Source organism: Amycolatopsis alkalitolerans (assembly GCF_006152065.1).
GTDB lineage: Bacteria > Actinomycetota > Actinomycetes > Mycobacteriales > Pseudonocardiaceae > Amycolatopsis_E > Amycolatopsis_E alkalitolerans.
This window is the reverse complement of record NZ_VDFW01000024.1, coordinates 60,628-83,830: the sequence shown is the minus strand read 5'-3', so window position 1 is coordinate 83,830 and position 23,203 is coordinate 60,628. Positions and strand designations below refer to the sequence as shown.

Here is a 23,203-nt window from a genome sequence, read left to right as displayed (position 1 = left end):
GTCTTGGATGTAGATCTCGGGTTAGGGGGTGCGGGCCAGGTTGTCGAGGGCGGTGTCGGTGAGGCGGTAGACGGTCCACTCGTCCATCGGGATCGCGCCCAGCGAACGGTAGAAGCCCGTCGCGGGGTTCCAGTCCAGCACGGACCACTCGAGCCGCTGGTAGCCGTTCTCGACGCATTCGCGGGCGAGCGTCGCCAGCAGGGTCTTGCCCAGCCCCGACCCGCGCATCTCGGGACGTACGTACAGGTCTTCGAGGTAGATGCCGTGCACCCCGCGCCAGGTGGAGAAGTTGAGGAACCACATCGCGAACCCGACGATCTCCCCGTCCTGCTCGGCGACGTGGGCGAACACCGCGGGCGTCTCGCCGAACAGCGCCGTTCGCAGCTTCGCGCCGTCGAGCCGGCATTCCGCGGGCGCCTTCTCGTAGGCGGCGAGATCGTGCACCAGCTGCACGAGCGTGTCTACATCGGACTCTTTGACGCGGCGGATCTCGGCCAAGGCGGACCTTCCCTACGACGGCGGGATGTTCAGGTGCTCGATCTTGGGTTCGCCCCGCTCTTCGCCCAGCACCGACACCCCGGCCGGATCGAGTCCGAAGTGGACTCCCGCGGTGGCGGGCAGGCCCAGCCAGCGGGCCACCAGCACCCGGCCGAAATGCCCGTGCCCCACGAGTATGACCTCGGTCTCGGCGAGCGCGGCACGCACCCGGTCGAGAAGCTTATCGGCCCGCGCCGCGACGTCGGCACTGCTTTCCCCGCCGGGGATCGGCCCGGTCCACACCGTCCAGCCGGGTACCGATTCGCGGATCCACGAGGTGGTGACGCCTTCGTACTCGCCGTAGTCCCATTCGGCGAGGTCCTCGGTGGTCTCGTCGATCACCAGCCCGGCGAGTTCCGCCGTGCGGACCGCGCGCCGCCGCGGGCTGGTCAGCACCAGCGCCGGGCCCTTGCGCAGGGTGCCCAGCGTCAGCCCGGCCGCCCTCGCCTGGCTCTCCCCTGCCGGGGTCAGCGGGATGTCCGTACGCCCGGTGTGGCGACCGTTCACCGACCACTCGGTCTGGCCGTGCCGGAGGAGGAAGAGCTCGTGGTCCACGGTTGCGAACATAGCAACCATGCTGCTTTGCTACTCGTGAGTAACAAGGGAGCGTGTCATGAGCCAGACCTTCGCCATGTGGTCGAGACTCGCCGGGTTGCCCGGTGGTAAGCGGCTGTTCTCCGCCGCGGTTTGCCTGCGTGCGCCGTATTTCCTGACGGTGCTGCCGGCCGTGCGGGAGCTGCGGCCCGGCTACAGCGAGGTGACCGCCCCGAAGTGGTGGGGTGTGCATAACCACATCGGGACCTTTCACGCGATCGCGGCCTGCAACCTCGCGGAGATCGCGATGGGCATGCTCGCCGAAGCGACCGTGCCCGGCACCCATCGCTGGCTGCCGAAGGGGATGACCGTCGCCTACCTGGCCAGGGCGGAGACGAGCCTGCGTGCGGTCGCCGAAGTGCCGGAGCTTCCCGAGTTCGGCGACGAGGGTTTCGACCTGCCCGTGCCGGTGACGATCTTCGACAAGTGGGGGAAGGCGGTCGTGACGGCGACGATCACCATCTGGGTCACGCGGAAGCCCTCGCCAACGTCGGCCGTGGTGCCCAAGCACCATCACCGCGCCGGCTGAGCGCGACATCGAGCGAAGATCTCACCTGAGCGACGCGTAATGCGCGCGGCAGGCCTCGTAGTCCGGCAGGAGACCGGCCGCGCGCGCTTCGGCGAGCGTCGGCGCTGCGGTGTCCTTTTCGGACAGGATCGGCTCGAGGCCGGCGGGCCAGGGCAGGGCCAGTTCGGGATCGAGCGGGGTGATGCCGTGCTCGCCTGCCGGGTGGTAGCCCGTCGAGCACAGGTACGACATGGCCGTGCCGTCCTCGAGCGCGACGAACGCGTGACCTAGCCCCTCGGCGACGTACACCGCGCGGAACTCGACCGCGTCCAGCCGTACGGCGTCCCACTGGCCGAACGTCGGCGAGCCGACGCGCAGGTCGACGATCACGTCCAGCAGTGCGCCGCTCGGGCAGTACACGTATTTCGCCTGGCCCGGCGGGATGTCCGCGAAGTGCACGCCGCGGATCGTGCCGCGGCGGGAGATGCTGTGGTTGGTCTGGGCCAGCCGCATGGGGTGCCCGATCGCTTCGATGAGCGCGGGCTCCTGGAACGGGGCGACGAACAGGCCGCGGTGATCGGGGAACTGCTGGGGGGTGAATTCGTAGGCGTCCCGCACGGCCAACTCGCGAACCTTCATGGAAAAACCATAGCCATTCCGCTCGCAAGCCGGACGGACGTCTTGTTATACCCGCTTGACCAGTGTTTTTTGTGACATCCGGCGCACCTGCGCACCGCTGCCGGGGCAGGTGGTGTCAGACTGTGAGGACCGCCGCGTCCGCGGCCGTCGCCTGACCATGGGCTGCCAACCGGACGCCTGGCCGGCCGCCGGCGCCACCGCGCACGGGCCGCCGAGCAGCAGGAGCCAGTTCACACTGGGGAAATCGGGGACGGCCCTTGGCTGTCCCCGTTCGCAGTCCCGGGAGGGATTCGAGAATGACGCAAGCTGAGACGACGAACACTGCGCGGGACGATTCGTCGCCGGTGACCGATGACGAGATCTTCGCGGGGCACGGGGGCGGCAAGTTGACCGTCGCCGCGAAGCGGCCGATTTCCAGCCCGCGCGACCTGTCGGTCGCCTACACGCCCGGCGTGGCGAAGGTCAGCCGTGCGATCGCCGAGGACGCCTCGCTCGCCAAGCGCTACACGTGGGCCGACCGGCTGGTCGCCGTGGTCAGCGACGGCACCGCCGTGCTGGGTCTCGGCGATATCGGGGCGAGCGCGTCGCTGCCCGTGATGGAAGGCAAGTCGGTGCTGTTCAAGACGTTCGGCGGGCTCGACTCGATCCCGCTGGTGCTCGACACCACCGACGTGGACGAGATCGTCGAGACGCTGGTGCGGCTGCGGCCGTCGTTCGGCGCGGTCAACCTGGAGGACATCGCCGCGCCGCGCTGTTTCGAACTCGAGGACAAGCTCAAGGCGGCGCTGGACTGCCCGGTCATGCACGACGACCAGCACGGCACGGCGATCGTCACGCTCGCCGCGCTGCGCGGGGCGAACCTGGTGCTCGGCCGCGACATCGCCGGGCAGCGGGTGGTGATCTCCGGCGCCGGCGCCGCCGGGGTCGCGTGCACGAAGATCCTGCAGGAGGCGGGTGTTGCCGACGTCACGGTGCTCGACTCGAAGGGCATCATCCACGCGGGCCGGGAAGGGCTGAACCCGGTCAAGGCGAAGCTGGCCGAAACGACGAACGCGGCCGGGCTCACCGGCGGGCTGGCCGAGGCGCTGCGCGGGGCGGACGTGTTCCTGGGCCTGTCGGGCTCGACGATCGACGAGTCGCTGCTGGGCGCCATGGCCGAGGGCTCGATCGTGTTCGCACTGTCCAATCCGGACCCGGAGGTGCACCCGGAGGTGGCGGCACGCTACGCCTCGATCGTGGCCACCGGGCGCAGTGACTTCCCGAACCAGATCAACAACGTGCTGGCCTTCCCCGGCGTGTTCCGGGGCGCGCTCGACGCGGGTGCGCGGGCGATCACGGAGAACATGAAGCTCGCCGCGGCGGACGCGATCGTCGCGGTCGCGCAGGACGATCTCGGTCCGGACCGGATCGTGCCCAGCCCGCTCGACCCGCGGGTGGCGCCGGAAGTCGCCGCCGCGGTCGCCAAGGCGGCGGTGGAAGACGGCGTCACGGGCTAGGGTGGCCTGAAGGCTGTCGCGAAACGGCCGGTTCCCTGCTCGGGGGGCCGGCCGTTTCGGCAAAGGGAGGCAGGACACGTGGGGATCGAGTTCCGGGACGTCACCAAGCGTTATCCGGATGGCACGGTGGCGGTGGACGGGCTCAGCCTGACCATCGACGACGGCACCATCACCGTGTTCGTCGGCCCCTCGGGCTGCGGCAAGACCACGTCGCTGCGCATGATCAACCGGATGGTCGAGCCGACCTCGGGCCAGGTGCTCCTGGACGGTAAGGATGTCCGCGAGTCCGACCCGCCGGTCCTGCGGCGCGGCATCGGATACGTCATCCAGAACGCGGGCCTGTTCCCGCACCGCACGGTGCTCGACAACGTGGCGACGGTGCCGCTGCTGACCGGCTGGGGCAAGCGCAAGGCCCGCGACCGCGCGGCCGAACTACTGGACACCGTGGGTCTGCCCGCGGAACTCGCGAAGCGCTATCCGGCACAGCTTTCCGGTGGCCAGCAGCAGCGGGTCGGGGTCGCCCGCGCGCTCGCCGGCGACTCGCCGGTGCTGCTGATGGACGAACCGTTCTCCGCGGTCGACCCGATCGTCCGTGAGGGACTGCAGGACGAACTGCTCCGGCTGCAGTCGAGGCTGGGCAAGACGATCGTGTTCGTGACGCACGACATCGACGAGGCCGTGCGGCTGGGCGACAAGGTCGCGGTGATGCGCGTGGGCGGGAAGCTCGCCCAGTACGGCACGCCCGCGGACGTCTTGCGCCATCCGGTCGACGATTTCGTCGCTTCGTTCGTCGGCAGGGATCGTGGCTACCGTGGCTTGTCCTTTGTGGATTCCGCCGGGGTGGAAGTCAAGGATGTCGCGACGATCGAGGTGGGGGAGCCGCTGCCCGGCCCGGTCGAGGACTGGCGGCTGGCGGTGAACGCCGAGCGTCGCCCGCGCGGATGGCTCGCGCCGGGGTCCACAGTGGACGGGAAGCTGGCGGAGCCGGATCTGGTCGCGGGCGGTTCGCTGTACCAGCAGGGCAGCCCGATCCGTGGCGCGCTCGACGCCGCCCTGTCCTCGCCCTCGGGGCTGGGCGTCGTGATCGACGACGAGGGGCGGGTGGCCGGGGTGGTCACCGCGCGGCAGATTCTGGACGTACTCGACGACAGGGAGTGACCGCAAGCCTACTTTCGGCTGGGGCTGTTCGAGTTCCAGGTCTTCCGATCGCGGGGATGCCGGTTTTACGCTCAGCGAGGCATTCGCGAAGTGAATGCTTTTCGCCCCTTGCGGTCCGGTGCGTGATCGCCGGACCGGCCCTGCCAAGGAGGAATACCTGCCGTGCGTATCCCCACCGGAAGCAAGCGCAGACCGTTCGCCGCACTCGGCCTGGCCGCGGCCGCGGCGACCATCGCCGCCGTTGCCACCAGCGCTCCGGCGATGGCCAAGGAAGGCTCCATCGTCGGTGCCGACGGCGCCGGCGCGATCAAGGACAGTTACATCGTCGTCATGAAGAACGGCGCGTCGCCCACCGGTGCGCTGACCGGGCTCGTGCACCGAACGTTCTCCTCGGCGTTGACGGGCTACTCGGCGACCATGAGCGAGAGCCAGGCCAAGCGGCTCGCGGCGAATCCTGCCGTCGCGTTCGTCGAGCAGGACCACACCTTCCACATCGCGGCGGACCAGCTGAACCCGCCGTCGTGGGGGCTGGACCGGATCGACCAGCGGTCCCTGCCGCTGGACGGCAAGTACACGTACTCGACGACCGCGTCGAACGTGCACGCCTACATCATCGACACCGGGATCAACCTCGCCCACAGCGATTTCGGTGGGCGTGCCCAGTCCGGCTACGACTTCGTCGACAACGACAGCAACGCGAGCGACTGCAACGGCCACGGCACGCACGTCGCCGGCACTGTCGGTGGGAGCACCTACGGTGTGGCGAAGGGCGTGCAACTGACCGCGGTGCGGGTGCTCGACTGCTCGGGTTCGGGCACGTACTCCGGTGTCATCGCAGGGATCGACTGGGTCGCGCAGCACGCGGTCAAACCGGCGGTGGCGAACATGAGCCTCGGCGGGAGCGTGTCGACGGCGGTGGACAACGCGGTGGAGAACGCGATCTCCGCGGGTGTCACGTTCGCGGTGGCCGCGGGCAACGACAGCGCGAACGCCTGCACCACCTCCCCGGCCCGCGCCGCCGACGCGATCACCGTCGGTGCCACGACGAGTTCCGATGCCCGTGCGTACTACTCGAACTACGGCAGGTGCCTGGACATCTTCGCGCCGGGCAGCAGCATCACGTCCGACTGGATCGGCAGTTCCACGGCGACGAACACGATCAGCGGCACCTCGATGGCGACGCCGCATGTCACGGGCGCCGCGGCCCTGTACCTGGCGACGCACGCCAGCGCCTCCCCGGCAACGGTCCGCAACGCCCTCGTCGCCGCCGGCACGACAGGGAAGGTGACCAGCGCAGGCACCAACTCACCCAACGTATTGCTCTACACCGGCCAGTAAAGAACGCAAACCAAGGGCCACCCGACCCGGCCACCCGCCCGACGCAAGATGACCGCGAACCCCGGGTCATCCCGGAGCCTGCCCGCCGGCGAGGCATCTTTGAACCGGGCGCGGGCGCCCTCGATGGGAGGGTGTGGGCGGTGTGGTCCGGTGGTGCGTTTTGTTGCTGGGTAAGGAAGAGCGCCCTTTCCCCTTGGCTGGGGAGGGCGCTTTCCTGTGTGTCTTTTACTCGAAGGCCTTGGTGATCAGGGCCTTCTGCTCCACCTCGTGCACCTTGGACGAACCGGCCGAGGGGGCGGCCATCGGGCGGCGGGACACGACGTCCAGGCCCGACAGCAGCTGCGGCAGCTTGCGCGGCAGGTGCAGGCCGAGGAACGGCCAGGCGCCCTGGTTCTCCGGCTCCTCCTGCACCCAGGTCACCTGCCGCGAAGCCGTGTAGCGCTCGAGCGCGGCGCGCAGTTTCTTGATCGGCAGCGGGTAGTACTGCTCGACGCGCACGATGGCGACGTCGTTCGCCTCGCGCCTGGTGCGTTCGGCGACCAGTTCCCAGTACAGTTTGCCCGAGGTCAGCAGCACCTTCCGTGCCTTGGCGGGGTCGATTTCGACGTCGTCGATCACCGAGAGGAACTTCGACTGGTCGACGAAGTCTTCGACCGGCGAGGTCGCGACCTTGTTGCGCAGCAGCGACTTCGGGGTGAAGACGATCATCGGCCGGCGGATGCCGTCCAGCGCGTGGCGGCGCAGCAGGTGGAAGTAGTTCGCCGGGGTCGAGGGCACCGCGACGGTCATCGAGCCCTCGGCGCACAGCTGCAGGAACCGCTCGATCCGGCCCGAGGTGTGGTCCGGACCCTGGCCTTCATGCCCGTGCGGCAGTAGCAGTACGACGTCCGAGAGCTGGCCCCATTTGGCCTCGCCCGAGGAGATGTACTCGTCGATCACCGTCTGCGCGCCGTTGACGAAGTCACCGAACTGCGCTTCCCACATGACCAGCGCGTCCGCGTTCGCCACCGAGTAACCGTATTCGAACCCGACGGCCGCGTACTCCGACAGCGCCGAGTCGTAGATCAGCACCCGGCCCTGGCCGTCCCGCAGGTTCTGCAGCGGCGCGTACTCCTTGCCGCTCTTGCGGTCGATCAGCACCGAGTGCCGCTGGGTGAACGTGCCGCGGCGCGAGTCCTGGCCGGACAGCCGCACGAGGCGGCCTTCCATCGCGAGCGAACCGAACGCCAGCAGCTCACCGAAGGCCCAGTCGATGCCGCCCTCGCGCGACATCTTCGCGCGGCGCTCGAGCACCGGCTTGACCCGCGGGTGTGGGCTGAAGCCTTCGGGCACGTTCATGAACGCGTCGCCGATGCGCTCGATGACCTCGCGGGACACCGCGGTCGTGACCTTGGCCGGCACCTGCTGCTCACCCTCCACCGAGGGGCTCGCCGTCGCCGGGTGCTTCTCCAGTTCGCGCACCTCGTTGAACACGTGCTCGAGCTGGCTGGAGAAGTCGCGCAGCGCGGCCTCGGCCTCTTCGACGGAGATGTCACCGCGGCCGATCAGGGCCTCGGTGTACGTCTTCCGCACCGAGCGCTTCGTGTCGATGATGTCGTACATCGCCGGCTGCGTCATCGACGGGTCGTCGCCCTCGTTGTGGCCGCGGCGGCGGTAGCAGATCATGTCGATCACGACGTCCTTGTTGAACGCCTGCCGGTAGTCCACCGCGAGCTTCGCGACCCAGTGCGCGCCCTCCGGGTCGTCACCGTTCACGTGGAAGATCGGCGCGCCGATCATCTTCGCGACGTCCGTGGCGTACTGCGAAGAGCGCGAGTGCTCCGGCGCCGTGGTGAAGCCGACCTGGTTGTTGATGATGATGTGCACGGTGCCGCCGGTGCGGTACCCGCGCAGCAGCGCCAGGTTCAGCGTCTCGGCGACCACACCCTGCCCGGCGAAGGCCGCGTCGCCGTGCATCAGCACCGGCAGCACGGTGAAGCCCTGGCCATCCTGGTCGCCCTTGTCGAGGATGTCCTGCTTCGCGCGGACGATGCCCTCCAGCACCGGGTCCACGGTCTCCAGATGTGACGGGTTCGAGGCCAGCGACACTTTCGTCTCGCCGTCGCCGAACATGCGGAAGTACTTGCCCTCCGCGCCCAGGTGGTACTTCACGTCACCGGAACCGTGCGCCTGGCCCGGGTCGAGGTTGCCTTCGAACTCGCGGAAGATCTGCGAGATCGGCTTGCCCACGATGTTCGCCAGCACGTTGAGCCGGCCGCGGTGTGGCATGCCGATGACGACCTCGTCGAGTTCGTGCTCGGCGGCCTTGTCCAGCACGGTGTCCAGCAGCGGGATGACCGTCTCGCCGCCTTCGAGCGAGAACCGCTTCTGGCCGACGTACTTGGTCTGCAGGAAGGTCTCGAAGGCCTCCGCCGCGTTCAGCTTGGACAGCACGTACTTCTGCACGGCCGGGTCCGGCTTCGCGTGCGGCACCTCGACCCGCCGCTGGATCCACCGGCGCTCTTCCGGGTCCAGGATGTGGGTGTACTCGACGCCGACCGTGCGGCAGTAGGAGTCGCGCAGCACGCCGAGGACGTCGCGCAGCTTCATCCGGTCCTGCCCGGCGAACCCGCCGACGGCGAACTCGCGGTCGAGGTCCCACAGGGTCAGCCCGTGCGAGAGGACGTCGAGATCGTCGTGGCGGCGCTGGCGGTAGTTCAGCGGGTCGGTGTCGGCCATCAGGTGACCGCGCATCCGGTAGGCGTCGATCAGCTCGAGGATCCGCGCCGTCTTGTCGATCTCGCCCTCGGGGAGGTCCTTCACCCAGCGGATCGGTTCGTAGGGCAGCCGCAGCGAGGTGAAGATGTCGTCGTAGAAGCCGTCCCCGCCGAGCAGGAGCTCGTGGATGCGCTTGAGGTACTCGCCCGATTCGGCACCCTGGATGATCCGGTGGTCGTAGGTCGAGGTCAGCGTCATGATCTTGCTGATACCGAGGTCGACCAGGGTCTTCTCGCTGGTGCCCTCGAAATGCGCCGGGTACTGCATGGCACCGACGCCGATGATCGCGCCCTGGCCCGCCTGCAGGCGCGGCACGGAGTGGTTCGTGCCGATCCCGCCCGGGTTGGTCAGCGAGATGGTAGTGCCGGCGAAGTCGTCGGCGGTGAGCTTGTTGTTGCGCGCCTTCTTGACGATGTCCTCGTAGGCCTGCCAGAACTGGAGGAACGTCATGTTCTCCGTGTTCTTGATGGAGGCGACCACGAGGGTGCGGCTGCCGTCCTTGCCCTTCATGTCGATGGCGAGGCCGAGGTTGACGTGCTCGGGCGTGACCGCGAACGGCTTCCCGTCGACCAGCTGGTAGTGCCGGTTCATGTTCGGGAACTCGTGCAGCGCGCGGACCATCGCGTACCCGATGAGGTGGGTGAAGGAGATCTTCCCGCCCCGGGTGCGCTTCAGATGGTTGTTGATGACGATGCGGTTGTCTGCCATCAGCTTGGCCGGCACGGCGCGCACGCTGGTCGCGGTCGGGACGCTCAGCGAGGCGTCCATGTTCTTCGCGATCGCGGCGGCGGCGCCACGCAGCTGCTTGGTCTCCTCGTCGGCCGCGGGCTTGGCGGCGGCCGCCTGCGGCTTCGCGGCGGCGGGCCGCGGGGCGGGGGCGGGCTTGGCGGGAGCGGGAGCGGGTTTGGCGGCGGGCTTCGGAGCGGTGGGCAGCCCGTTCGTCGACGGCTTCGGCGCCTGCGTCGCCGGGGCGCTGGCGCCCCCGGTGTCCGGCTTGGTCTCCGGCGTCTGCGTCGGCTTGAAGTCGGAGAAGAAGTCATGCCACGCGGCGTCTACGGAGTTGGGGTCGGCGAGGAACTGGTCGTACATCTCCTCGACGAGCCATTCGTTGGGGCCGAACTGTGACGCAGGGCTGCTGCTGGACACGGCAGAGACTCGCCTCTATCCATCTCTCGATCTTGGTTGTCCGCTGATGCGCCTACCAGGCTAACCCCCCACCCTCGCCGCATGTGATCGAAGTGGTGCATCTCCGTTGCAAGTGCGTTTGGTGTTCCTCACTTGATCGGTTCAGTCGGGGATGGATCTGCTACCGCGACGGTCAGGTCTGCATCGCGTTCACCACCCGGTCGCGAGCCGCGGCGAAGTCCGCCCGTCGAGCGGCCTTCGCCGCGGCGGAGTCGTACAGATCTCCGCCGGGCATGCGCATCTCGCCGGTGACCGTGTCCATCCTGGTGCCGGACGGCGGGAAGATCGGCATCTCGGTGAGCTTCCTGTTCTCTAGCAGGTATGCCTTCGTCACGTCGTGCAGATCGCCCTTCCACTCCGCGTGCAGATTGAGGTGGTCACGGATGGAGTGTTCGAAACCATTGGCCGAGCCGGGAAACTTCGTCTCGTTGCTGACCTCCACTTTGTACTCGGCGTGCAGGTTCTCCAGGTCGTTGCGGATGGTCTTCGCGCCGTCCTCACCCCATCGGTGCGCCAGCGCCTGGTGGGACGGCAGAGTGCCGCCATCGCCGCCACGCGAGGTCTTGAGCCAGTTGTCGACCTTCTTCAACGGCTCTTCGAACGAGCCGCTCATGTTCTTGTTCGCGGTGCTGCTCAGTGGGGTCAGGTTGGGCGACAGCCCCGGGCCGCCGAGGTTGTCGTTTCGCAGGTGACCGCGAATGAACGCGGAGCCGTCGCCGTCCTTGCCGTTGCCGGCCGCCTTCATGTCGTCGATCTGCTTCTGCAGCTGGGGGTTGAGTTTTCCTTCTCGCGCGGCCTTGTTGAGTTCGATGACGTCGGTGTTCTGCCCTGGCTGCGGCTTGCTGCCACCGCTGTGCTTACCGCGCCCGTCGAGCTTGTGCGGGCGGCCACCGGAGGTCGTGCCGCCGCCCTGCGACTCCGTCCGGCCGGACTCGCGATTGACCGGCCCCGAGGGGTTGTCGATGGCCTGCTGGTTGCTGCTGTAGTCGTCGGTCTTCATCTTCTTGTTCGCGCTCGACGCGGTCCCGTCCGCCTTGCGCTTCCCGGTCCCGGACGGGCTGCTCGACGGCGCCGTCTGCGCGGCTTGGCACGGTTTGGCGCGGCCGGACTTTCGAGGTTCGATGTCGTCCGCGAACTTCGCCATCCAGTCCTGGGTGAGCCCGACCGGGTCGAGCATCGTCATCGGGTCGCCGACATACGCGACCGGGTTGGGCGCGGGCGCGAGGCCGAGCGGGTCCGGGCTGACGTAGCGCGCGGTGCCGGGGTCGTAGTACCGGAACACGTTGAAGTGCAGGCCGGTCTCGGGGTCGAGGTACTGGCCGGGGAACCGCAGTGGCGTACCGCCGTCGTCGCCCGGCGGGGTAAGCCCCCACAGGTTGGTCGCGACCGGCTGCACCGCACCCGTGTGCAGCGACACCAGCTCGACCGGCGTGCCGATCTCGTCGGTGACGAGCGCCGTGACGGTCCTCGTACCGTCGGCGGCGGTGGCGATCTGCAGCACCGGGCGGCCGTCGCCGGGGTGATGGACCCAGGTCAGGGCGCCGGTGAAGGTCCCGTCGGCGATGTGCGCGGCCTCCACGAGCCTCGTGCCGTCCCACGCGAACGCGACCTGTTCGGCGACCACGCCCGCCGCGTCGAGCCGTTGCTTCGAGACCCGGCGGCCGAGCGGGTCGTAGCGGTAGCGCCAGACCGTGCCGTCCGGGGTGCGCACGCCCGTCAGCTGGTCCTGCGCGTCCCAGGTGAAGGTCCAGGCCTGGCCCGCGACGGTGCGGCGGACCAGCCGGCCCCGCGCGTCGTGGACGTACGACACGGCGCCCGCGGACTGGATGACCGTTCCGGCGTAGCGCCGCGGCCCGGACTCCGCGCCCGTGCCCGCCGAGGACCCCACGAGGTTGCCGAGCACGTCGTAGCCGTAGGCCTCGGTCCCGCGCGGCGAGTGCACCGCGGTGACCCGGCCGAGCTGGTCGAACTCGTGGCGTGAACCGCCCGCCGGGTCCTGCCGGGCGGCGAGGCTCCCGTCGGGGCGACGGTGGTAGCGGGTGACGCCGGCGGGCGTGTGCTGCGCCGCCAGCCTGCCGCTCGCATCGAACTCCTGGCGCACCACCGGATTTCCCCCGGCGGACAGTACGGTCATCCGCCCGGCCGCGTCGTGCGCGAGTGAGATCTCCATACCCGCCACCAGGATCCGTTCCGGTTCCCCGCCCTCGCCGCTGTCCCAGCGAATGTCCACACCGGACGGCGTGAGGCGGGTGGTCGCGGACCCGGAATAGCCGAACTCGGTCAGCGCGCCGGCGGTCCGCTGGGCGCTCACCCGGCCCTCCCCGTCCCGGGTGAGCGAGACCTCGGCGTCCGGCCCGGCGGCGTGCACGAGCCTGCCGACCGGGTCGTAGCGGAAAGTCTCGACAACGCCCGCCGAGCGCCGCTCGATCAGGTTGCCGAGCAGGTCGTAGCGGTAGTCGAGCACCTCGCCCGCCGCGTTGACCGAGCGGACGAGCTGCCCGGTGGCGTCGTAGGTGTACCGGGAGATGCGCCCGTCGAAGTCCTCCTCCGCGACGAGACGGCCATCGGCGTCGTAGGTGTAGCGCCATGACCGGCCGAGCGGGTTGACCACCTCGATCAGCCGGAGCTCCGTGTCGTAGCGGTAAACGGTCCTCGCGCCGGAGGGATCGGTGATCGTGCGGCGCGTGCCGAACGGCCCCGGTTCGGTCATGGTGACCCGGCCCAGCTCGTCGGTCGCCGACGTCTGCTGGCCCGTGCCGTCGTAGGTCCAGCGGCGGGTCGCCCCGGCGGGCCCGGTCAACGCCCGCAGGCCGCCTTCGACGGTCCAGGACATCGTGCTGCGTGCCCCGGCGGCGTCCACCACCTCGCGCGGACGGCCGAACATGTCGCGCTCCGCCACGGGAGTACCCGCCGCCGAGGGCTCGGTCTCCTCGATGTCCACGCCGAGTTGTTCGGCGTACGGATCCGGCAGGTTCGCCGCGTCGTACTCGCGGCGCCACACCTGGCCGTCCTGGCTGATCTCGATCTCCAGATCCGGACCGGTCCAGTGCAGCAGCACCCGGCTGCCGTCCGGGCGCACGACGGCCCGCAGCAGGCCGGCGGTGTCGTGCTCGAACTCCGTGCGGCGCCCAAGCGGGTCGGTGCGCGCGAGCAGTTTGTTGTGCGGCCCCCATACCGAGCGGGTGACGCCACCGAGTTTGTCCGTCTCGGCCACCACATCGCCGCGTTCGAACTCGAACACCTTGCGGTGCCCCAGCGAGTCAGCGGTCACCGTTCGTCCGTCCTCATAGGACAGAGAGCCGTCCAGGAACCCGGCGTCGCCGACCGTGCGGACGCAGCGGCCCTCGGCGTCGTAGACGTAGCGATACCAGGCTCCGGTGTGATCGGTCCAGCCCAGCAGGCGGCCGTCCTCGTCGTGCTGGTACTGCGCGGGGTTCGGCGAGGAGTTCGTGCGGGTCGCGAGATGGCCGTGCTCGTCGTAGGCGTAGGTGGCGACCGGGACGGTGCCGGTCCCGGTCAGTGCGCCGATGGCGCGCACCCGGCCGTCGGCTACCTCGAAGGCGAGCCGCGTGCCGCCCGAATGGATCAGCGTCTCGGGCGCGCCCGATTCGTCGTGTTCGATCTCGACGGACTCGCCGCCTTCGGTGCGCACTTCGGCCAGCATGAACACGTCGCGGTCACCCGGGGCCGGGACGAACACCCGGAGCTGCCCGCGGGCCGGGTCTTCGAGCACGTACCCGCCGCCGACCTCCCGCAGCCGGCGCAGCGGACCGTGCGCGGGCGTGGCCTCGGTGCCCGGCGCGGGCACGGGGAACGACAGCACCATCGCGTCGGCCGACAAGTACCGGACCGTCCCGGCGGCCAGCTCGAGCCGTTCGTCCACAAGGGACGTCCAGGACGGACCGAACCAGCGGCCGTGCCGGTAAGAGGACACGTGCTCGCGCACGATCAGCTCGCCCAGTTCGCCGGGGACGCCGAGGTCCACTTCGGTCAGCAGGACGTCGCCGGTCGCGACGTCGATCGGGTCGAACTCGCAGGTCTTCTCGCCGGGTTCCTTGGTCTTGGCCGGATCCGGGCCGTCCTTGGCACTCGACGCGCGCGTGCCGCCGGCCGGCTCCGGGCCTTTGGCCACCGGCGGCGCGCTGTCGCCGGGATCGCCCTTCGGCGTGCCACCGCCTTCGAGCTTCGGCGGCGGATCGGCCTTGCCGCCGCCGAGGCCGAGGTCCTTGCCCGCGCCCGAGGGCAGGGTCCCGTTCCCGGGGTTGACGTCCTTCGCGCTCGCGGGAAGCGTGCCGGGGTTGCCGCCTTTGCCGACCTCGCCGGGCTTGAGTCCCTTGAGGCCCTTGGCCGCGTCCTTGAACACGCCACTGGCTTTGCCCAGCAGCTTGCCCAGCTGGCCGAGCGCCTTGGTCAGGTTCGCGATCAGCCCCGCGATGTCCTTGGCCGTCTTCGCGACCAGGTTCACCACCTGCGGCACCACCCACGCGAGCCCGATGCCCAGCGTCGCGATCACCTGCAGCGCCCAGGAAACCAGGTGCCCGACGACCTGGGCGATGGTGTCGCGCACCAGCATCCGCACCGCGGCGACCACCTGACCGGCGGTCTTCACCCCGCTGGAGGCGCCCTCGCAGGCCTCGGACGCGGCCTGCAGGACCTTGGCGACCTCGCCGGCCTGCTGCCGGTAGGCGTCGGCGGCGGGGCCGGTCCAGGACTGGATGTCGGCGTTGATCTGGTTTCCCAGGTCGGCACCGACCTTGCCCACTTCGGCGGCGATGTTCTTCCAGGTCTCCGAATGCGCGGTGATCTGGTCGGGGTCCCCGGCGAGTTTGTCCAGCGCCTCCTTCAGCGGGCCGACGTGTTCCATCAGCCAGCCAACGCCCGCCGCGAGGATGGAGCCGAACGGGTCGGCCACGAACGCGAGCGCATCCATCGCGGTCCCCGCGGCGCCCAGGACGGTCGAGGCCCAGTCGCCGCTCTCGATGCCCTGTTTGACCGACTGGGCACCTTCGAGGATCGTGATCCCCGAGATCGCCGAAGTGGAATCCTGCTTCTGGGCCACCAGTGGATTCGTCATGCCGTCCCTTCACCCGGATTCCACCTGCCGTCCACCATGACGGATGGTCCGCGAATCCGGCTCCGCTTGAGCGTCCTCGCGGCCCGTTAGGTCAGAGACCGGTGTACGGCCGGGCATCTCCCGTCCGGTCTTCCGCGTAACCTGGACAGCCGGAGGTGGCAATGGATCTCGTGGCCCGGCTGCGCGCGGTGGTGCCCGCGGAGCACGTGCTGGACGACCCCGACGTGGTCGAGACCTATCTGCAGGATCACGCCGAGTGGGCACCCTACGCGCAGGCCGTCGCGGTGGTGCGGCCGCGCAGTACCGAAGAGGTGCAGGCGGTCGTGCGGCTGGCCGCGGAACACCGGGTGCCGGTCGTGCCGCGCGGCGCGGGCACCGGGTTGTCCGGCGGGGCCAACGCGATCGAAGGCTGCATCGTCATCGCGTTCGAGGCGATGAACCAGGTGCTCGAGATCAACCGGGCCGAGCGGTTCGCGGTCGTGCGGCCGGGGGTGGTGAACGACGACCTGCGCGCGGAATGCGCGGTGCATGACCTGTGGTACCCGCCGGATCCGGCGAGTGCCCAGTGGTCGACCATCGGCGGCAACGTGGCGACCAACGCGGGCGGGCTGTGCTGCGTCAAGTACGGCGTCACCCGGGACTACGTGCTGGGGCTGGAGGTCGTGACCGGGCGCGGTGAAGTGGTGCGCCTGGGGCGGCGCACCGCGAAGGGCGTCGCGGGCTACGACCTGTGCGGGCTCATGGTCGGTTCGGAGGGGACGCTCGGCATCATCACCGAGATCACCGTGCGGCTGCGGCCCAAGCGGCTCGCCGAGCGCACGATCGCCGGGTACTTCGATTCCGTGGTGGCCGCGGGCGAGGCGGTCAGCGCGGTCTCCGTGTCGGGCGTCGTGCCCTCGGCGCTGGAACTGGTGGACAGGCACTGCCTGGAAGCGGTGGACGCGTGGAAGAACATGGGCCTGTCCACCGAGGCGAACGTCGTCCTGCTCGGCCGCGTCGACACACCGGGACAGGCGGGCGAGGACGAAGCGACGACGATGCTGCGGTGCTTCGAAGCCGCCGGGGCGACCTGGGCGGCGGTGTCCTCGGACGAGCAGGAGGCCGAGGCGCTGTTCGACGCTCGGCGCCTGGCGTACCCGGCGCTGGAGCGGCTCGGCCCGGTGCTGACCGAGGACGTGTGCGTGCCGAAGGCGCTGGTGCCGGAGATGCTCGCGCGGATCGAAAAGACCGCGGCTGAGCACGACACGCTGATCGCCAACATCGCGCATGCCGGCGACGGCAACCTGCACCCGCTGCTGATCACCCCCATCGGCGACGAGGACGCGAAGCGCCGGGCGCAGGCGGCGTTCGAGGACATCATCTCCGACGCGATCGAACTCGGCGGCACGGTGACCGGCGAGCACGGGATCGGCCTGCTCAAGCGGGCCGGCCTCGGGCGCGAGGTGAGCCCGGCCGTGCTGGACATGCACCGCGCGGTCAAGGCGGCGCTGGACCCGCTGAACATCCTGAACCCCGGCAAGATCTTCACCTGATCAGTGCAGCAACCATCCCGGTGCGGAAGCCGTCGAATACGACATGACGGACCAGTTGACGATGGATGAGCTCGCGCCGGCGGTCGACGGGGTCATGCGGGCGCTGGCGTCCGCGGAACTCCCGCCGATCGTCGACGAGGTGCTGGCACAGCGGAAGATCCAGGAGTTCTGCGAGGAGCAGAGGCTGGACCGTGCCGATCTCCGCAGCCGCCTGCTCGCCGATCCCGGCGCGCTGCTCAGCCCGACCAACGACCGGATCTCCGCGTACCGGGACGCGGTGCGCGCCCTCGGCGAGGTCGGGCCGGCCGGCGCGGACCGGGCCTGGTCGAGCGAGTACCGGGCGGTGCTGGAGTTCTTCCTGCTGCTGATCGGGCCCGCTGTGGTCCTCGGCGGTGCCGCGCTGCTCGCCGCGGCGTACGGCGGGGGAACTTGGCTGATCGCCAAGATCGGCCTGACGCTGGCCGTCGTGGTCGTAGGTGCCCTGCTCTACCTGGGACTGTCCATCGGCTGGCTGTTCACCATCACCGACCGGGCGTGGCCGCCACGATCACGGCCGTTCGGCACCCGCATCGCCTGCCGGATCGCGCGCTGGGCCGCGTTTCTCGTGACCGTTGTCGCCGTGCTCGGCCTTTGGCCGTCGCTGGTCCGGCACGTGACGACCCCGGGCACGGTCATCGCCGCGGTACTCGCCGTGCTCACGTTCGCGTTCGCCGCGGCGGGCGCGTCCGCGAGCCCGAACAAGCCGAGCATCGCGGCGCTCCATTCCGGTCTGCGCGCCGAGGCCGAGGAGGCCCTCGATCGCTGGCGCGAGGACGCGCGGCAGGCCGCCGAACTCGCGGTGAACAGCCTGATCAGCCGGCTCGCGGCGCCGTCATACGAGGTGCGGCTCACCGTCCGGGACGACTCCGGTCTCGGCGAGATGACCAGCATCGCGCGGACGCTCGAAACCGCGTCCACCCAGCGTTTCAAGCGGGCGCTCAGCGGGATGCGGTCCGGGGCGATCGGGGTCGCCGGGCCGCGCGGCGCCGGTAAGACGACGCTGCTGGAAGCGCATCGCGAGAAGCGGCTGCTCCCGGAGGGGCGCGAGCATCTGGTGATCCGCGTCGACGCCCCGATCGGTTACGAGGGCCGGGATTTCGCGCTGCACATCTACGCCGTCGCCTGCCAGGCCGTCATCGACTACCGGAAGGCGGCGCGTTCGCTGAGGAAGCGGCTCTTCGACCGGCGAACAGCCGAAGACAAGGCCTGGCGGATGCTCGTCGCGGACGCCGACCGGCGGCTGGAGGAGATCCGTTTCCAGCTGACGACGACCACGGGCTGGTCGGGCAAGTTCACGCTGCCGAAGGCCGCCGCGGACTTCACGGCGAGCCGGTCCAAGGCCAGGGCCCGCCAGCCGCTGACGTACCCCGAGATCATCGACGAACTCCGGAAGTACCTCACGACGACGGCACGGCGGCTCCGCGAGACGAACCGCAATATCGCGGCGACGCCGGTGGTCGTGGCGATCGATGAGCTGGACAAGGTCGCGTCGGCCGAGCACGCGCACCGGTTCGTCAACGAGCTGAAGGCGCTGTTCGGCGTGCCCGGCTGCCATTTCGTGCTTTCGGTGTCCGAGGACGCGCTGATTTCGTTCGAGCGCCGGGGTTTCTCCGTGCGCGACGCGTTCGACAGCGCCTTCGACGAGATCATCCGGCTGGACTACCTGACCTTGCCGGAAAGCCGGGAAGTGCTGGGGAGAAGGGTGATCGGGCTGCCGGAGCCGTTCGTCTGCTTCGCACACTGCTTTTCCGGCGGCCTCCCACGAGACCTGATCCGCGTGGCGAGGGCGATGATGGACGTCGCGCAGACGACACCGGCACCGGGCCTCGCGCAGGTGTGTACGGCGCTCACCGGAACCGCGATCGAGCAGGCGGCCCGGCTCGCGCAACGAGAGGTCAGGCCGCTGGGGCACGTCTCCTCGGCAGTGGAACTGGTCCGGCTCGCCGACGGACCGGATCTCGCCCGGCAGCGGCCCGAGGAACTGCTTGCCACGGTGAGGAAACTGGCCGTGATGAGCGAGGAGAGCGAACCACTCGGGGCGGTCCGGATGGAACTGGCGACGTTCCTCTACTTCGCGCTGACGATGCGTGAAGTCTTCGACGACACGCTCTCGCAGAACCGGATCGTCGGCGGCTCCACGGACACCGGGCCGGGTTCGTTCGAGACACTCACCCGGGCACGTCAGGCTTTCGGCGACAACACGACCCAAGCCTGGCTGCTCGTCGACCAGTTCCGCCAGGCATGGCGGCTCCCGGTCGTCGAACTGTCTACTTAGGATTCGGCGCGGCGCCCAGCTGACCCCAGCGGCGGGCGATGTCCGGCGCCGTGGCGCCGAAGGTGCGGCTGCGGGTGCCGTTGTGGTCGCGGACGCCCACCGGATGGTGGGGTAGCCATGGACGGCGGCGAGTTCTCTGAGGGTCGGCGGCTTGCCGAGTGAGGGGTGGCGAAACCGGGCGGCGGTGCCGGGGCCGTCAGGCTGCTGACAATCTCCTCCGGCCCGTTCGGCTGCGTCATGCCGCTCCCCAAACCGGCCGAAGGTTAACGTAGCAGAACCAAGTCGTCACCGTGGGTGAAATTCGCTGTTCAGCCATAGTTGGGCGTAATGTCCGCCGGCCGCGACCAGTTGGTCGTGTGTGCCCTGCTCGACCACCCGCCCGTGGTCCAGCACGATGATCCGGTCCGCCCGCGCGGCCGTCGCCAACCGGTGGGCCACCACGAAGGTCGTGCGCCTGCGCGCGAGCGTCTCCGTCGCCTGCAGCACCGCGGCTTCGGTGGACGGGTCGAGCGCGGCCGTCGCCTCGTCCAGCAACAGCACGTCCGGGTTGACCAGTTCGGCCCGGGCCAGCCCGATCAATTGCCGCTGCCCGGCCGAAAGCGCCTTGCCACGCTCGCCGACCTGCTGCCGGAACCCGGCCGGCAGCGCGCTGACCCCGTCCAGCGCGCCGACCGCGCGCACCGCCGCCTCCACCTCGGCGTCGCTCGCGGACGGGCGGCCGTAGCGCACGTTGTCCGCGACCGTGCCCGAGAACAGGTGCGCCTCCTGCGGTACGACCCCCATCCGGTGCCGCAGCCCCGGCAGGTCGTAGTCCCGCACGTCCAGCCCGTCGATGCCGACCTTCCCGCTCGTCGCGTCGTAGAACCGGGCGACGAGCTTCACCGCGGTCGACTTGCCCGCTCCCGTCGCGCCGACCAGCGCGACCGTCTCGCCGGGCGTCACCTTCAGCGAGATATCCGCGAGTGCGAGGGAATCCGTGCCGGGGTAGGCGAAGTCGACCGCGTCGAAGGTGACCTCACCGGACAGCCGTTCCGGCACCGCCACCGGATGCTCGGGCGGCGGCACCGAAGTCGGCGTGCGCAGTAGGTCGCTGATCCGGTGCAGCCCGACCTTCGCCTGCTGGTACCCGTCGAATACCGACGAGAGCTGCTGGATCGGCGAGAAGAACAGGTTGAGGTACAGCAGGAATCCGAGCAGCACACCGACTTCCAGCGTACCGGCCGCGACCCGGTTCGCGCCGATCACCAGCACGACCGCCTCGGCGACCCCGGAAAGCATTGTCACGAAAGGAAAGTACGTCGCGACATATCGCTGCGCCCGCAGCCGCGAGCGGCGGTAGGCGTCGCTGCGGGAGGCGAAGTCGGAGGCCGAACGCTCCTCGCGGCTGTAGGCCTGGGCGACCCGCAGACCGCTGACGTTCTCCTGCATATCGGCGTTGACCACGCTCACCCGCTCGCGCGCCTCGTTGTACGCGGCGGTGGCCAGCCTGCGGAAGATCACGGTCGCGACGATCAGCACCGGCAGCACGGAAAGCGCATACAGACCCAGGGACGGGTCGGTGACCAGCAGCGCCGCCGAGATACCGACCAGGGTGAGCGCGCTGATCACCGCCTGCGCGACCCCGGTCTGCAGGAACGTCGAGAGCGCGTCGACGTCGGTGGTCATCCGCGTCATGATCTTGCCGGACAGTTCGCGCTCGTAGTAGTCGAGCCCGAGCCGCTGCAGATGCGCGTAGCTGCGCACCCGCAGCGAGTAGAGCACCGTCTCCCCGGCGCGCGCGGTGAGCTTCGTCTGCGCGCGGATCACGAACCAGTCCATCGCGACGATCAGCGCACCGGCCGCGGCGATGAACCACACGACCGACTCGACCCCGGGCCGCACCCCGTGGTCGACCCCGTACTGGTACAGCGCGGGCAGCGCGATCGTCGCCGCCGCGTCCAGCCCGACCAGCAGGATCACCGTGGTCAGCAGCAGCCGCACCGGCCGCAGCATCCGCCCGAGGCTGAACCTCGGATCCGGTTCGGTGACGTCCGTCTCCGTCAGCGCCGGCACGTCATTGGCCGGCGGCAGCCTGCGCACCCCCTCGATGAGCTCTTCGGTCGGCGGCACGTCGAACGCGCCCCGCATCCCGGCCATCCCCCCGCCCGCGGCGGCCCCTCGCTGCTGGGCGGAGTCCGCGAGTTGTCCCGCGTCGTCCTGATCGGCGACCTCCGGCCACAGCTGCGGCGTGACCCCGGTTTCGGGCCGGACCGCGCATTCGGGGCGGTGCTTCTGCTCGACGCCCTCACCGGGCCCGGCCACGAGTTCGCGGTACAGCTCGCAGCGTTCTTCCAGCTCCGCGGCCGTGCCCACGTCGACCACCCGGCCCGCGTCGAGGACGGCGATCCGGTCGGCCAGTGCGAGCGTCGACTTGCGGTGCGCGATGAGCAGCGTGGTCCGGCTCGCGGTGACCGCGCGCAGGGTGTCGTGGATCGCGGCCTCGGTCACCGTGTCGACGGCCGAGGTCGCGTCGTCGAGGATCAGCACGCGCGGATCGGTCAGCAGCGCGCGGGCCAGCCCCAGCCGCTGCCGCTGACCGCCCGACAGCGTCAGCCCGCGTTCGCCGACGAGCGTTTCGTAGCCCTCGGGCAGTTGCCTGATGAAATCGTGCGCCTCGGCCGCCTTCGCGGCGGCGTAGACCTCGTCGTCGCTCGCGTCCGGGCGGCCGTAGGCGATGTTCTCGCGGATCGACGTCGAGAACAGGAACGCCTCCTCGAACACCACGCCGATCGCCTTCCGCAGGTCGGCGAGGTGCAAGTCGCGCACGTCGACGCCGCCGAGGCCTACCGAGCCCGAGTGCACGTCGTAGAACCGGGGCAGCAGCAGGGAAATCGTCGACTTGCCCGAACCGGCGGTGCCGACGAGGGCCAGCGTCTCGCCCGGTTTCGCCTCGAGCGAGAGCCCGTCGAGCACCGGTTCGGACCGCGTGTAGCCGAACCTCACGCCGTCGAGCCGGATGCCGAGCGGACCCTCGGGCAACGGGCGAGCGTCCGGCTTGTCACGGACTTCGGGCTGCGCGTCGATCAGCTCATACACCCGGTCCGCGCCCGCGCGTGTGAGCTGCGCCTGCACCACCATCGAGGAAAGCATCCGCGCCGGACCGATCAGGCCCGACACGTAGCTGGCGAACGCGAGGAACGTGCCGAGGCTCACGTCGCCGCGAAGGGCGAGGATCCCGCCGAAGGCGAGTACGGCGACCTGGCCGGCCGCGGGCAGCGCCGAGGTGGTCGCAGTCGGTACGGCCGACAGCCGGGCCGCGCGGAGGCGTTCGGCGAACAGCTTCCTCGCGGTCTTCTCCAGCCGCGCGACCTCTCGCGCCTCCTGCCCGAAGCCCTTGACCACGCGAACGCCGGTCACCGTCTCCTCGACGTGCTGCGCGAGGTCCGCGGCACGCTGCTGCGCGGACCACGTGGCGGGGAACAACCGCTTGCGGGACGCGCCGACGACGATCGCGACCGCCGGCACGACGATCAGGGCGATCAGCGTCAACCCCGGTGACATCCACAGCATCGCGGCGAGCGAGAACACGGCGAACACGACCGATCCGGCCGACATCGGCGTCATCATCAGCAGCGACACGACCAGTTGCAGATCGGTGATCGCCCGCGAGACGACCTGGCCGGTGCGCAGCGAGTCCTGCTTCCCGCCGTCCAAACGCGACACCGCGCCGAACACCGCCTGCCGCAAGTCGTGCTGCACGTCCAGGGCCAGCCGCCCGCCGACGTACCGGCGGATGAACGCGGTCCCGAACATGAGCACCTGCACCCCGACCAGCCCGCCGGCCAGCAGGCCGAGGCCGGCGGTGCGGCCGCCGACCGCGTCGTCCACCGCGACCCTCACCAGCAGCGGGCTGACGGCCTGGAAGCCGACACTGACGACCGCCGCGGCGAGCGACAGCACGACGAGCCAGGGATGCCGCCAGCAGGCGGCGGCGAGTCTGCGGATCCAGCCGGTCTGCGGTTCAGCGGTGGTGGGAGCAGGAGCGGTCACACGCTCCAGACTATGCGCGTCGGAGAACACTGTGCGGTGATT

The 23,203-nt window shown here is 69.9% G+C and carries 11 protein-coding genes and 1 pseudogene; 6 read left to right on the top strand and 6 right to left on the bottom strand.

Annotation, left to right across the window (positions count from 1 at the left end):
• Nucleotides 1-21: 21 nt before the first annotated feature.
• Together FG385_RS24240 and FG385_RS24235 are read right to left on the bottom strand one after the other, a co-directional pair.
• Nucleotides 22-498, bottom strand: coding sequence for a GNAT family N-acetyltransferase (locus FG385_RS24240; protein WP_139099079.1), 477 nt, complete (start codon nt 496-498; stop codon nt 22-24).
• Nucleotides 499-510: 12 nt separating this feature from the next.
• Nucleotides 511-1,092 (bottom strand): histidine phosphatase family protein, encoded by a 582-nt coding sequence (locus FG385_RS24235; protein ID WP_139099107.1) that lies wholly within the window; start codon nt 1,090-1,092, stop codon nt 511-513.
• Between the two features lie 58 nt (nt 1,093-1,150).
• Between FG385_RS24235 and FG385_RS24230 the strand changes: the two genes are divergently transcribed.
• The gene (locus FG385_RS24230; protein WP_139099078.1) at nt 1,151-1,660 is read left to right on the top strand and encodes a hotdog fold domain-containing protein; all 510 of its coding nucleotides are present in this window, start codon (nt 1,151-1,153) and stop codon (nt 1,658-1,660) included.
• A gap of 21 nt (nt 1,661-1,681) precedes the next feature.
• Here FG385_RS24230 and FG385_RS24225 read toward each other — a convergent pair whose 3' ends face one another.
• Nucleotides 1,682-2,278 (bottom strand): dTDP-4-dehydrorhamnose 3,5-epimerase family protein, encoded by a 597-nt coding sequence (locus tag FG385_RS24225; RefSeq protein ID WP_139099077.1) that lies wholly within the window; start codon nt 2,276-2,278, stop codon nt 1,682-1,684.
• A 296-nt stretch (nt 2,279-2,574) separates the two neighbouring features.
• Between FG385_RS24225 and FG385_RS24220 the strand changes: the two genes are divergently transcribed.
• The 3 genes and pseudogenes from FG385_RS24220 to FG385_RS24210 form a co-directional block, all read left to right on the top strand.
• Nucleotides 2,575-3,774, top strand: coding sequence for an NAD(P)-dependent malic enzyme (locus tag FG385_RS24220; RefSeq protein ID WP_139099076.1), 1,200 nt, complete (start codon nt 2,575-2,577; stop codon nt 3,772-3,774).
• 78 nt (nt 3,775-3,852) lie between these two features.
• Complete coding sequence (locus tag FG385_RS24215; protein ID WP_139099075.1) at nt 3,853-4,932, top strand: ABC transporter ATP-binding protein; 1,080 nt, start codon at nt 3,853-3,855, stop codon at nt 4,930-4,932.
• A 162-nt stretch (nt 4,933-5,094) separates the two neighbouring features.
• Nucleotides 5,095-6,264, top strand: a pseudogene (locus FG385_RS24210) (S8 family peptidase); the annotation flags it as partial.
• 231 nt (nt 6,265-6,495) lie between these two features.
• On the opposite strand, the gene FG385_RS24205 reads toward FG385_RS24210, so the two are convergent.
• Together FG385_RS24205 and FG385_RS24200 are read right to left on the bottom strand one after the other, a co-directional pair.
• The gene (locus tag FG385_RS24205; protein ID WP_139099074.1) at nt 6,496-10,173 is read right to left on the bottom strand and encodes a multifunctional oxoglutarate decarboxylase/oxoglutarate dehydrogenase thiamine pyrophosphate-binding subunit/dihydrolipoyllysine-residue succinyltransferase subunit; all 3,678 of its coding nucleotides are present in this window, start codon (nt 10,171-10,173) and stop codon (nt 6,496-6,498) included.
• 172 nt (nt 10,174-10,345) lie between these two features.
• Nucleotides 10,346-15,286, bottom strand: a complete 4,941-nt coding sequence (locus FG385_RS24200; protein ID WP_139099073.1) for an RHS repeat-associated core domain-containing protein — start codon at nt 15,284-15,286, stop codon at nt 10,346-10,348.
• A 161-nt stretch (nt 15,287-15,447) separates the two neighbouring features.
• On the opposite strand from FG385_RS24200, the gene FG385_RS24195 reads away from it, so the two are divergent.
• Both FG385_RS24195 and FG385_RS24190 read left to right on the top strand, forming a co-directional pair.
• Complete coding sequence (locus tag FG385_RS24195; RefSeq protein ID WP_139099072.1) at nt 15,448-16,818, top strand: FAD-binding oxidoreductase; 1,371 nt, start codon at nt 15,448-15,450, stop codon at nt 16,816-16,818.
• 43 nt (nt 16,819-16,861) lie between these two features.
• Complete coding sequence (locus tag FG385_RS24190) at nt 16,862-19,132, top strand: P-loop NTPase fold protein (RefSeq protein ID WP_139099071.1); 2,271 nt, start codon at nt 16,862-16,864, stop codon at nt 19,130-19,132.
• 285 nt (nt 19,133-19,417) lie between these two features.
• On the opposite strand, the gene FG385_RS24185 is transcribed toward FG385_RS24190, so the two are convergent.
• Nucleotides 19,418-23,170 carry an ABC transporter ATP-binding protein gene (locus FG385_RS24185; RefSeq protein ID WP_139099105.1) on the bottom strand — a complete coding sequence of 1,251 codons (3,753 nt, stop codon included), beginning with the start codon at nt 23,168-23,170 and terminating at the stop codon, nt 19,418-19,420.
• Nucleotides 23,171-23,203 lie beyond the last annotated feature (33 nt).